This window comes from Candidatus Baltobacteraceae bacterium (assembly GCA_035502855.1).
Lineage (GTDB): Bacteria > Vulcanimicrobiota > Vulcanimicrobiia > Vulcanimicrobiales > Vulcanimicrobiaceae > Aquilonibacter.
Window position 1 is genome coordinate 1 of the sequence record DATJTX010000034.1, and the last position, 12,416, is coordinate 12,416.

Below are 12,416 nucleotides of genomic sequence, written 5' to 3' on the forward strand. Positions count from 1 at the left end.
TGCGCACGCCGCTCACCTCGATCCGCGGCTACATCGAAACCTTGCTCGATAACGATCTCGACACCGTGACGTCGCGCCGGTTTCTCGAGGTAGCGCGCAACGAAGCGCTGCGCCTGGGCCGCCTGGTCGACGGGATGCTCGAGTTCTCGCTGCTCGACCTCTCGCCGGTACCGATGGCCGGGGTGACCGATTTAGCCGGCGCGGTGCAGGCGGCGATCGAGGCGCTCGGTCCGGTCGCGAGCGACGCCGGCATGACCCTGGAAGCACGTCACGAGGGGGAAACCACGGCGCGGATCGGCGGAGATGCTTGCATGCACGTGTTGCTCAACGTCATCGAAAACGCCGTGAAGTACGGAAGTCGCGGCGGTCATATTCGCGTGAGCATCGAACGCCAAGATCCGTTTGTCCACGCAATCGTCGATGACGACGGCCCCGGCGTTGCCCCGGCCGAACGCGAGCGGATCTTCGAAGACCGCACGCGGGGCGGCAACAGCGACGCGACGCGCGGGGCGGGTATCGGTCTGCGCATCGTGCGTACGATCGTCGAACGCACGGGCGGCGCCGTGAGCGTGGACGACTCGCCGCTCGGCGGCGCACGATTTCTCATTCGTCTTCCCGCTGCCAAAGCGGAACTTCGGGCGAGTACGTCGTAGAAGTCGGTCCGTGGCCATGTCACGGATCGCTTTTGCTCACGAGAGCGAATCGGCTCTCGCCCGGCTCTTCGATTTCTATCGAATTGCCTGGGAATATGAACCTCGTTCATTCCCGATCGGTTGGGACGGTAGCGGCAGACCTGTCGCTTTTTTTACGCCCGATTTTTATCTTCCGGATTACGATCTGTACATTGAGATGACCGTTGCAAAACCGGCACTGAACACGCGAAAGAATCGCAAGCTACGCCTGATGGCGCAGCACCATCCGCGTGTGCGCGTGAAGCTCTTTACGCGGCGTGACGTCGAACGGCTCTTTGCGCGACTGCATCCGGCCGCATGATCGGCGAGGTCCTCTTCGATGCGCCGGCTATAGCGGTCCGCGTGCGAGAGCTCGGTGCGGAGATCTCGCGCGACTACGACGGTCGCGTTCCGGTATTGATCGGAGTCCTCAATGCGGCCGCGACGTTTCTCGCCGACCTTACCCGCGCGGTCACGATTCCGTGCGAGTACGACGCGATTGCGGTGACCAAATTCAGCAGCGTGGAAGGGATTCGGTTCCTGAAAGACACCTCAGCCTCTATTGAGGGCCGGGACGTTATCCTGGTCGACGATACCATCGACACGGGAATGACCTTGCAATATGTTTTCAAGTCGCTTTTGGCCCGCTCGCCTGCTTCGTTGGCCGTCTGTACGCTGCTGGACCGTCCCGCACGGAGAATTGCCGATATTGAAGTCAAGTACCGCGGATTCGAGATTCCCGACGTCTACGTCGTCGGCTACGGGCTTGACTATCGCGGACGCTACCGAGAATTGCAGGCGCTTTATGCCCATGGGTCGTGGCCGTGATTGAACGCTGGATGCGCGCGTGCGCACTGCTATGTGCCGTGCTTGCAGCGACACTGCCGTTGCGCGCCAATTCCCTCGAGTTACAGTCGATTGCGCGCGCTGCCGCGGACTACAATAGTCCCAACGCCCATCTGGCAGAGATGTTTCGCGCGGCGCTGCTCGACACCGGTAAGCTCGCGGAGTACGCCCCCGACGGGACGGCCTACATCAAGACCGGCGACATTCCCGCCGAGTGGCTGCGTGATGCGAGCGCTCAGGCACGTCCGTATCTATTCTTTGCCAAGGACGATCCCGATACGCGTAAGCTGCTGCGTGCAATTATCGCGCGAATGGTGAAATACATCCAAATCGACCCATACGCCAACGCGTTCACGCTCGATTACCGGGTTTGGGAAGAAAAATTCGAACTGGATTCGCTCGCCTATCCGGTCACGCTTTCTTGGAGCTACTGGAAAACGACCGGGGACGAATCGATTTTCACGCCTGATTTTCAAAAAGCGCTCGACGCGATCTTGGCGACGATGCAACGCGAACAGGATCACCCGCGCGATTCACGCTACACGCACAAAGAGCTCCCCAACGACGGGAAAGGGAACCCGGTCGGCTACACGGGGATGATCTGGACCGGCTTTCGTCCCTCCGACGACGCCTGCTACTACAACTTTCTGATTCCCTCGGAGATGTTCGCCGTGGTTGCGCTCGGCGACATGGCCGAGATCGAACGCTCGGTTTATCACAACGTGATCAAGGCCAACGAAGCGATCTCGCTGCGCGACGAAGTGCAGCGCGGAATTCAAACCTACGGCCTGGTACTCGTGCCGAAGTACGGATACATCTATGCTTATGAGGTCGATGGTCTCGGGCACGCGATTCTCACCGACGACGCAAATATTCCAAGCTTGCTCTCTGCGCCGTACATCGGGTATACGACGCCGAACGACCGCTACTACCAGAACACGCGGCGCTTCCTGCTTTCATCCGACAATCCGTCGTTCTATCAGGGCGAGGTCGCGCGCGGTATCGGCAGCTTCCATACGCCGGACCACTGGATCTGGCCGTTGGCGCTGATCATGGAGGGCCTCACCGCGACCACCAGCAGCGAAAAGCAGGACGTGCTCACGCAGTTGCTCGCCAGCGATCCCGGCGATCATCTCCTGCACGAGTCCTTCGATCCCGATGATCCCAAGCGTTTTACACGCGAGGATTTCGGCTGGCCGAACGCACTCTTCTCCGAATTCGTGCTCACGCAATTTCAGGGCCAACCGGAAATCCCCATGGGCGACACCAGCGACCTAGAATTCCGCTCTGAATGAGCAAAGCCGATATCATCGTCGGGATCCAGTGGGGCGACGAGGGGAAGGGCCGCATCGTCGATTTGTACGCGCAGGACTACGACGTCGTTGCGCGATTCGGCGGCGGCGACAACGCAGGCCACCAAATAAAGGTCGGGGACGTCGAGATTGCGCTGCGGATCGTCCCCTCCGGCGTGCTCAACCCGCACGTTGAGCTCTTCGTCGGCGGCGGAACGGTCGTCAATCCGCTCGCCGTACTCGACGAATTCGACCGGCTGGCGGCGATCGGCGTCGACACCGGACGCGTCAAGATCTCCGATCGCGCGCATTTGGTGCTTCCCTACCACGCTGCCGCGGACCGCGCGAGCGAACGCGCGCGCGGTGACCACGCGATCGGCACGACCGGACGCGGAATCGGTCCCGCCTATATCGATAAGGCGGCGCGCACCGGAATCACCGTGGGCGAGCTGGCGCGGCGCGAATCGCTGGCCGAAAAAATCAGGCTCAACCTCTTGCACCGTACCGCTCTCGAGGGCGAGGGAATTCCGAGCGAGGAGGATATCGTGGGGGCGACGCTCGACGCTGCCGAGCGGCTCGCGCCGCACATCGTCGACGGCGTCGCGTACATTCACGAAAAGTTCGAGCACGATAAGCGCGTGTTAATTGAGGGAGCGCAAGGATCGCTGTTAGATGTTGGATATGGGACGTATCCGTACGTGACCAGCTCGCACACCATTGCGGGCGGCGCGTGCATTGGACTGGGCATCGGGCCGAGCGCGATCGGTCGCGTCATCGGCGTCGCCAAGGCGTATTGCACGCGCGTTGGTGCGGGCCCGTTTCCCTCGGAACTGCACGACGAACGGGGTGAACGCTTGCGTACGGCCGGCGGAGAATTCGGCACCGTCACCGGGCGGCCGCGGCGCTGCGGCTGGTTCGATGCGGTTGCCGGCCGCTATGCCGTGCGGCTAAACGGGCTGCAGGCGCTTGCGCTTACCAAGCTCGACGTGCTCAGCGGCTTCGAGCGCATCGGCCTCGTGACCGAATATCGCCTGCACGGGCGCCCCGTCGACTTTTCGGACGCGGGATCGCCGGGACTCGAGGTCGTCGTCGAGGAGATGGAGGGCTGGAGCGAACCGATCGGAACGGTCCGCTCGATCGCCGGCTTGCCGCAAGCGGCCCGACGCTACGTTGCCCGGATAGAAGAGGTACTTCAGAGGCCGGTCGAACTCGTCTCCATCGGGCGGGAGCGACGTGATCTCGCTCGCTAGCATTAAATGGGGAAAGCGCCGTGACCGATACACCGGATAGTGGCCCGAGCTACGCATTGGGTCTCTCCCGCACAGGGCATGGACGCCCGGTGCTGCACGCCATGGTTGGCTCGGAGAATTAGGTACATATAGGCGTGGAGCGTCTCAGTTCGATGTGGTCCGATCTTGCCGGGCGTATTTCTGCTATTTGGCAGAATCAAAATCGCCAGACGCGCACCCTTACCGTGGCCGGTATCGCGATTTTGCTTGCGGCAGCGCTCGGTCTGGGCTGGCTCTACGTCGGCCAAAGTCAGAACTATCAGACGCTCTTTTCGAACCTCTCGGCGCAAGACGCGGCCGCCGTTACACAACATTTAAAAGATGATAAGGTTCCGTACCGGCTCTCGGCGGACGGCAAGACCGTCTACGTTCCGGCGGCCGATCTGAGCGACGAGCGGGTTGCAATCGCCGGTTCGGGACTGATCAAGGGCGGCTCTACCGGGTACGAGCTCTTCGATCGCACCAATTTCGGGATGACCGAGTTTCAGGAGAAGATCGACAAGACGCGGGCGATCGAGGGGGAGCTCGAACGCACGATCGACGGGCTGGACCCGGTCGAGTCGTCGCGCGTGAACATCGCCTCGCCCGATCAGACGCTTTATACGACCACGCAAGAGCCGACGACCGCCTCGATTGCGATCAAGACCAAACCCGGCGAGAGCCTCGATCCCGATCAAGTTCGCGGCATTACGATGCTGGTCGCCAATGCCGTCGACGGGCTCAAGCCGGAGAACGTCACGATCGTCAACCAGGACGGTCAGATCCTCATGCCGGGCCCGGGCGGCACCTCGGATACAAGTGGCGCCGCCGCGCCGGCCGATGCGCTTCGGTTGACGCAGGAGCAACTGTTGGCCAAGGAGCGGTACGAATCGGCGCTTCAGCAGAGTATTCAATCGATGCTCGATTCGACGCTGGGTCCCCGCCGCGCGGTTGCGCGCGTGTCGACCAAGATGGACTTCGACGCGAACTCGACCGAGAGCAAGGTGTACGCACCCCAGGGCACCGTGCTATCTTCGCAGAGCGAGCGCGAGTCCTACGTCGGCACGCAACCGGCGCGTAATGCCGCCATCGGCGTGCCGGGAACGACGAGCAACATCGGTACGTACCAGGCGCCGGCGCAGCAGTCGAACGGGCGCTACAATCGCTCGAAATCGACCGTGAACTACGACATTACCGAACAGAACATCAAACACATCGACGCGCCCGGCAAGGTGCTGCAAACCAGCGTCGCGGTGCTGGTCGATTCCACCCCACAGGTCGCCAACGCGTCCGGCCTTCCGGTGGCCGCCAACGCCCAGCCGTATCAACTCACGCCGGCAAACATCGCGCAGATTCGCAACGCTGTCGTCGCGGCCGCCGGTTTGAACTTGGCGCAGGGCGACCAGGTTTCGGTGGAAGCGATACCGTTCAACCCGTCGGTGGCGAATGCCGGCGCGCCGACCGCCGTCACGACGACGGTTCTGGGCATACCGGTCTGGGCGCTCGCCGCCGTCGGACTGGTCGCGCTGCTCGCCGGCATCGGTTTGGTTGCAATGCGCGCACGCCGCGGACGCTTCGCGCCGACGACCGAACTGCCGTCCTTCGACACCTCGCTGGCCGAAGAGCTGCCGCCCTTCGAAGAGCACCCGATTCTGGAAGGCGCGCCTGGAATCGCGGCACCGATTCGTTCCGCCGCGGACCTCACCCGCGAGCAAATGATCGAGTACGTCACGACCGTGGCTCAAGAAAATCCGGATTCCATTGCCAAACTCGTCAAGCTTTGGTTGGCCGAATGATGAATAGCAGCGATCGTTCGACGATGTTCCGATCCACCAACGCCGGCGGCGTCACGTCGGTTAGGGCCGCCCGAGGGGAATCGATGTCGGCACGTTACGTTTATGCGGCCCACGGCACGGGGGCCCCACGTAGTGGGGGGCGCGCAGCTCGGAGCGGAGCGCCGTTGTAATGGAGTCTCCCATCGTCAATCTCTCCGGCCTGGGTCCGCTTCCCGAACCGCCGATCGTGTCGGTCGGGCTGCCCGAATCGCCGCAGCTCGAGATATCAGGCCCGGAGAAGGCCGCGATTCTCCTGATCACGCTCGGCCTCGAACTCTCGGCCACGATCTTCAAATTCTTGCGTCAAGACGAAGTCGAACGCATCGTTCTCGAGATCGCCAAGATCACGACGGTGCCGATCGAAAAGCGCGACGCGGTCATTCAAGAAGCGTATCAGCGCGCGATCGCGCTCAAGTATATCAACGAGGGCGGAATCGAGTACGCCAAGGAGATCCTCGAGCGCAGTTTCGGCGCGGGCCAAGCCGATGACATGACCTCGCGGCTCTTCGCCGCGCTCAAGCACGGTAATCCCCTCGAGCTGATCAAGAAGACCGAGCCCGCGCAGCTGTTGCAATTCATCCAGGACGAGCATCCGCAAACGATCGCACTGATCTTGGTCTACATGCAGCCCGAACAGGCCGGCGCCGTTCTCTCTGCGCTGCCGCCCGACTTACAAGCCGAAGTGGCGATGCGCATCGCGATCCTGCAGAAGACGGCGCCCGAGGTACTCGAGCAGCTCGATGAACTTCTCGGCCGGCGTCTGCTGGTCAGCGGCGCGGATTTCGCGAAGGCCGGCGGCGTGCAGTCGCTCGCCAACGTCATGAACTTCGTCGACCGCGAGACCGAGAAGAACATACTCGACGGCTTGGCCAAGCGCGACCCCGAACTTGCGCAGGAAGTCAAGAACCTGCTCTTCGTGTTCGAAGACATCATCAATCTGGACGACCGCTCGATCCAGCGCGTGCTCAAAGAGGTCGACGGCAAGGATCTGGCGCTCGCGCTCAAAGTCGCAAACGAAGAGCTGCTCGCGCGGATCTACAAGAATATGTCCTCGCGCGCATCGACGATGCTCAAGGAAGAGATCGAACTCCTCGGTCCGACGCGCATGCGCGACGTCGGCAAGGCGCAGCAGCAGATCGTCGACGTGATCCGCACGCTCGAAGAAAACGGGCAAATAGTGATTGCGCGCGGAGCGAAAGACGAGCGGCTCGTCTGATGGTGCCCGGGTCCGCATTCGCGCGGAGCAGGAATGGGTAAGATCGTAAAGGAGGCGCGTTTCTCCGGCGGCGCTTACGTCGTTGGGGTCCCGCGTGCCGAGGGCGACGGAGAGTTGGACGAGCGTCGCGAAGGCGGCGATCCTTTTTCCCCACCCTTCGTGGAGCCGTCATCGAACGGGCACACCGAACGCATCACGTTGCCCGAACCCGAGCACCGCGTCGATTGGGATGCGCTGCGCGCCGATGCCGAAGCGATCGTCGACCGGGCCGCGGCCGACGCCGAGAGTTTGATTCATCAGGCGCAGGCCAAGGCGCTCGAACTGGTCGAAGCGGCCGGCGCGCGAGCCGCGCAAATCGAAGAGCAGGCGCGTATCTCGGGCCGCGAGCAAGGCTACGCAGCGGGCAAGAGCGCGGGCGAAGAAGAGCTGGCCCCGGTCATCGCGACGATCCGTGAGCTGATCGAAAGCGTGCGCGCGCAGCGCGGCGCGGCGATCGCGGCGGCGGAACCGGAGCTCGTGCGTCTGGCGATGGCCGTCGCGGAACGCGTCATCCACGGCGAACTGCTGACCAATCCGACGGTGATCGTCGAAAACGTGCGGCAGGCGCTGACGCGTCTGGTCAGCCGGGAGGTCGTAACGCTGCGCGTGAATCCCGTCGATCTCGACAGCATCCGAGCGCATCGGGACGAGATCGTGGCCGCCGGCGACGTGGAGCATTTGCGCATCGTCGAAGATCAGCGCGTCGATCGCGGCGGGGTCATCATCGAAACCGACGCAGGTACGATCGATTCGAAGATCGCTACGCAGTTGCGCGAGGCGCGGCGCGCGATCCTGAGCGACGATGAGCTCGCGCTCGGTGACGCGGAGGTCCTGCACTCCCCCGCCCAAGCCAGCTGACGCGCAGCACGCCGATGGACGCTCCCGTCTTTTCCGCTGAGCCGTATCTCGATGCACTGCGCGGCGCCGACCTCGTGCGCCAGTACGGCAAAGTCCGGCAGGTCATCGGTGTGGTGATCGAGAGTTTGGGGCCGAACATGGCCGTGGGCGAAACGTGTTCGATCTCATACAAGCGAACGGTCGAACCGGTGCTCGCCGAAGTCGTCGGATTCCGCGACAACAAAGTATTGATCATGCCGCTGGGCGAGCTCATGGGCATCGGCGCGGGGAGCGATGTGGTCGCGCACGGCGCACCGCTCGAGATCGGCGTTACCGATCATCTGCTCGGACGGGTGCTCGGCGGACTGGGCCGGCCGATCGACGGAAAGGGGACGATCGTCGCGGAGAACCGCGCGGTCGTCACCGCCGCGCCGCCGCCTCCGCTCTCACGCCGGCGCGTAACCGAGCCGCTCGCGCTCGGTATCCGCGCGATCGACGGCATGCTGACCTGCGGAAAAGGGCAGCGCGTCGGCATCTTCGCCGGTTCGGGCGTCGGCAAGTCGACGATTTTGGGCATGATCGCCCGCAACACCGCGGCCGACGTGAACGTCATCGCGCTGGTCGGCGAGCGCGGCAAGGAAGTGCGTGATTTCATCGAGCGCGATCTTGGCGAAGAGGGGTTGCGCCGAAGCGTCGTCGTCGTGTCGACCAGCGACCAGCCCGCACTGGTCCGCATCAAAGCCGCGTTCGTCGCCATGACGATCGCCGAGTATTTCCGCGACCAAGGTCTCGACGTCATGTTCATGATGGATTCGGTGACGCGCTTTGCAATGGCCCAGCGCGAGGTGGGCCTGGCGATCGGGGAACCGACCACGACGCGCGGCTACACGCCCTCGGTCTTTGCGACGTTGCCCAAGCTGCTCGAACGCGCCGGAACCTCGGACCGGGGAACGATCACCGGCCTCTTCTCCGTGCTGGTCGACGGAGACGACATGACCGAGCCGGTTTCCGACGCGGTGCGCTCCATCCTGGACGGCCACATCGTGCTCTCGCGCGCGCTCGCCTCGGCCAATCACTACCCCGCGATCGACGTCTTGCAAAGCGTGAGCCGCGTGATGCCCGACGTCGCCGACGCCAATCAATATTCGGCCGCGTCGGCGGTGCGCGACATGCTCGCCACCTATCGCGAGGCGGAAGATCTGATCAATATCGGCGCCTACGTTCCCGGCAGCAATCCGCGCGTCGACCTGGCGCTCTCGAAGATCGAGGGGATCCGGCATTTCTTACGCCAAGGCATCTACGAGACCAGCTCGTTCGAACAGACGATCGCCAAACTGATGAGCGTGACGTGAAGCGCTTCGCCTTCGCCCTGCAGCCCGTGCTCGACCACCGCAAACGGATCGAGGACGAGAAACAGCTGGTCGTCGCCGTCCGTCGCCGCGCGCTCGACGAAGCGGAGCGGGAACGGACGCGCCTCAATGAAGAGTTCCGCCGACACGCCGCGATGCTGCGCGAACGGCACCGTGAGCTGCAGACGAGCGAGCTGCAGTCGATCTATGCTCACCTGCAATTTCTCGACCGGTGCATCATCGCGCAGATTCGCATCGTGGCGGAGCGCCGCATCGCGCTCGATCGCGCCCGGGCCGATCTGCTCGACGCGAGCAAGGACAAGAAGGTCGTCGAAAAGCTGAAAGAACGCCGGCGCGAGGCGTTCGTTAGGGAAGAGCAGCGCGTCGAGCAAAAAGAGCTCGATGACGGAAATGCGCGCCGAGAAGGGCGCGTTCAAATGGGAGGTTCCTCGTGATCGTCACCCGCCGGCGTCGCAAACCGTTTCCGTGGAAGCGGTTGATCTTACCGGTGATCGCCATTGCCTTGGTGAGCTTCGCCATCGCCTGGCCGCCGTCGCGCAATGCGATCACGGGCGGCCCCATGGCCCCGATGTGGCAAACGGTCGGCTCGCGCTTCAGTACGGTTGCCGCTCCCTTCCGTTTTGCGGCGCAAAACCAGCTCTTGACCGCGAAGAACCGCCTGATTAAGCAGTTGCAATCACAAATCGCCGGTCTGCAGTCGCAGTCGGAGGCGAAGGACAAGCAGATCTCCTCGCTCAACGCGCAGATCGCACAGTTACAGAGTCAGGCTGCGAACGCGCGCTCGACGACGACCGCTCCGGTCGCGGCGCCCTCTACCGCGTCACTCGGCGTCGCCTCGGGGTCCGCCGTCTCGGCATCGGGCGACCTGAGCGCGGGAGCGACGCAAGACATGCGACGCACCGCCCAGATCTGGGCGAGTATGGAGCCGGAGAACGCCGCGAAGGTCGTGCAGAGGCTGCCGGTTCCCTACGTCGCGCGCGTCTTCGCGCTGATGTCACCCGACGACGCGGGAGCGATTCTGGATGCGCTGCCCGCCGCCTTCGCCGCGCAGTTGACGCAGGAAAACCCCGAACTGAAACGTTAATCGTGGCGTCTTGATCGTACGCACGCGGACGCTTCCAGCCGACGTTCTAACACCGATCGGTGCCTATCTCGCGCTCGCGCCGGCGGGCGCTTCCTGTTTGCTCGAAAGTGTCGAACACGGCGGCAAGATCTCGCGCTACTCGTTCGTCGGACTCGACTACATGGCGGCCGAATCGTTCGAGGCGACGCCCGATCTTCTCGATCGCGTGCGCGATATAGTCAACGCTCACCGGCCGCCGGCGGATCCGAGCGGTTGGGGTGGGGCGCTCGTCGTTTTTGCCTATGATGCGGCCCGACCGTTCGCGCGCTTGCCCCCGCGCGCGCAAGACCCTCCGGCGATGCCGGCCGCGTATATCGCCGTACCGGCGACATGGCTGGTCTTCGATCATCTCACCCATTCGCTCGTGCTATGGGGGTGCGGTGACCGCGCGGAGGCGATCGACGAACGGCTCGAACGGTATCTCGCGCAACTCCTGGGTGCTCCGCAGCTCGCCCATCCGGTTCGCGCCGCCGGTTCGCCGCGGGCCTCGCTCTCGCGCGAGCAGTACGTGGATCTGGTCGCGCGAGTGAAGCGCCACATCTACGACGGCGACGTCTACCAGCTGCAGCTCGGCATCCGGTTCGACGCCGACCTCGAGGGCGACGCGTTCGACGCGTATCGCGCGCTCCGGCGGCGCAATCCTTCGCCCTATATGTTCTACGTCGACGGACCGTTCGGCTCGATCTTCGGTGCTTCGCCCGAGTTCCTGGTACGGCTCGAAGGGCGCCGCGCGCGCATCCGCCCGCTAGCCGGTACGCGTTCGCGGGGCGCGACCGACGAAGAGGACGTGCAGATCGCACGCGAGTTGCTCTCGAACGAGAAGGAGCGGGCCGAACACGTCATGCTCGTCGATCTGGGACGTAACGATCTCGGGATGGTTTGCGAGTACGGCTCGGTCGGCGTCGACGAACTCTTGCAGATCGAGCGCTACAGTCACGTCATGCACATCGTCTCCGATTTGGTCGGCACGTTGCGATCTCCGTGCGACGGTCTCGACCTTTTCCGCGCCGGCTTTCCGGCCGGCACGGTCACCGGAACGCCGAAGGTCCGGGCGATGCAAATCATCGATCGGCTCGAACCGGTGACGCGCGGCTTCTACGCCGGCAGCGTCGGCCGCTGGTCTTTCGGCGGCGACTTCGATTCGTGCATCACGCTGCGCAGCATGCACGTACAGAACGGCTGCGTCTACTGGCAAGCTTCGGCCGGCATCGTCGCCGACTCGGACCCGCAATTCGAGTACGATGAAGTGCTACACAAAACCCGGATCGCGCGCGAGGTATTGGGCCTATGAGCGCCGTGCTCTTCATCGATAATTACGACAGCTTCACCTATAACGTCGTGCATCTGCTCGCTTCGCAGGGCGCCGCACCCGACGTCGTCTTGAACGACGACCCGCAGCTCGAGCCCGCGCTGCTGGAGCGTTATCGGATGTTGGTCGTCGGCCCGGGGCCGGGCAATCCCTCGGAGCAGCCGCGCATGATGGAAGTGCTCTCGAGCGCGATCGAACGCGGCCTGCCGACCTTCGGCGTGTGCCTGGGCTTGCAGGCGATCGGCGAGGCTCTCGGGGCCACCGTCACCCACGCGCCCTCCCTCATGCATGGGAAGACGAGCCGGATCGCCCACGCGGGGACTGGGGTTTTTTCCGGCCTGCCCTCGCCGCTGACCGCTACTCGCTACCACTCGCTCTGCCTCGATCCCGGCACGATACCGGAGGTCCTCACGGTCACTGCACGCAGCGAGGACGGGGTCGTCCAGGGTCTCGCTCACCGCTCGCTGCCGGTCCACGCGGTCCAATTTCATCCGGAATCCGTGCTCAGCGAGCACGGCGGAGCGATGCTCCGCTCTATGCTGGCAATCGCGGGATTGACCTGAGCTTCCCTAAGTTTCCGCCGGCCTCGGCCGAACATCAATGTGAGGGC

At 63.7% G+C, this 12,416-nt stretch carries 13 protein-coding genes; 12 read left to right on the plus strand and 1 reads right to left on the minus strand.

Annotated features, from left to right (window positions below):
* The 9 genes from VMF11_14260 to fliI form a co-directional block, all read left to right on the plus strand.
* A partial coding sequence (locus tag VMF11_14260; protein ID HTU71463.1) for a HAMP domain-containing sensor histidine kinase occupies positions 1–653 on the plus strand: 653 nt, incomplete at its 5' end.
* Positions 654–669: 16 nt separating this feature from the next.
* Positions 670–993 (plus strand): hypothetical protein, encoded by a 324-nt coding sequence (locus tag VMF11_14265; protein HTU71464.1) that lies wholly within the window; start codon positions 670–672, stop codon positions 991–993.
* Complete coding sequence (locus tag VMF11_14270) at positions 990–1,499, plus strand: phosphoribosyltransferase family protein (protein HTU71465.1); 510 nt, start codon at positions 990–992, stop codon at positions 1,497–1,499. Before VMF11_14265 ends, VMF11_14270 begins: the two co-directional genes overlap by 4 nt.
* Positions 1,496–2,812: a glycoside hydrolase family 125 protein gene (locus VMF11_14275; GenBank protein ID HTU71466.1), complete on the plus strand. Its 1,317-nt coding sequence runs from the start codon at positions 1,496–1,498 to the stop codon at positions 2,810–2,812. Before VMF11_14270 ends, VMF11_14275 begins: the two co-directional genes overlap by 4 nt.
* Positions 2,809–4,059: an adenylosuccinate synthase gene (locus VMF11_14280; GenBank protein HTU71467.1), complete on the plus strand. Its 1,251-nt coding sequence runs from the start codon at positions 2,809–2,811 to the stop codon at positions 4,057–4,059. The genes VMF11_14275 and VMF11_14280 overlap by 4 nt, the downstream gene beginning before the upstream one ends.
* A 134-nt stretch (positions 4,060–4,193) precedes the next feature.
* The gene (gene fliF, locus VMF11_14285; protein ID HTU71468.1) at positions 4,194–5,873 is read left to right on the plus strand and encodes a flagellar basal-body MS-ring/collar protein FliF; all 1,680 of its coding nucleotides are present in this window, start codon (positions 4,194–4,196) and stop codon (positions 5,871–5,873) included.
* A 169-nt stretch (positions 5,874–6,042) separates the two neighbouring features.
* Complete coding sequence (gene fliG / locus VMF11_14290; protein ID HTU71469.1) at positions 6,043–7,128, plus strand: flagellar motor switch protein FliG; 1,086 nt, start codon at positions 6,043–6,045, stop codon at positions 7,126–7,128.
* A 33-nt stretch (positions 7,129–7,161) separates the two neighbouring features.
* Entirely contained in the window at positions 7,162–8,025 is an 864-nt protein-coding gene (locus VMF11_14295) for a FliH/SctL family protein (protein ID HTU71470.1), read from the plus strand.
* A 14-nt stretch (positions 8,026–8,039) separates the two neighbouring features.
* Positions 8,040–9,356 (plus strand): flagellar protein export ATPase FliI, encoded by a 1,317-nt coding sequence (gene fliI / locus VMF11_14300; GenBank protein HTU71471.1) that lies wholly within the window; start codon positions 8,040–8,042, stop codon positions 9,354–9,356.
* Here fliI and VMF11_14305 read toward each other — a convergent pair.
* Complete coding sequence (locus VMF11_14305) at positions 9,302–9,790, minus strand: hypothetical protein (GenBank protein ID HTU71472.1); 489 nt, start codon at positions 9,788–9,790, stop codon at positions 9,302–9,304. The genes fliI and VMF11_14305 overlap by 55 nt on opposite strands.
* 14 nt (positions 9,791–9,804) lie before the next feature.
* On the opposite strand from VMF11_14305, the gene VMF11_14310 reads away from it, so the two are divergent.
* The 3 genes from VMF11_14310 to VMF11_14320 are packed head-to-tail and all read left to right on the plus strand — an operon-like array spanning position 9,805 to position 12,369.
* Entirely contained in the window at positions 9,805–10,458 is a 654-nt protein-coding gene (locus VMF11_14310; protein HTU71473.1) for a hypothetical protein, read from the plus strand.
* Positions 10,459–10,468: 10 nt separating this feature from the next.
* Positions 10,469–11,788, plus strand: a complete 1,320-nt coding sequence (locus VMF11_14315) for an anthranilate synthase component I family protein (GenBank protein ID HTU71474.1) — start codon at positions 10,469–10,471, stop codon at positions 11,786–11,788.
* Positions 11,785–12,369, plus strand: a complete 585-nt coding sequence (locus VMF11_14320; GenBank protein ID HTU71475.1) for an aminodeoxychorismate/anthranilate synthase component II — start codon at positions 11,785–11,787, stop codon at positions 12,367–12,369. The genes VMF11_14315 and VMF11_14320 overlap by 4 nt, the downstream gene beginning before the upstream one ends.
* Positions 12,370–12,416 lie beyond the last annotated feature (47 nt).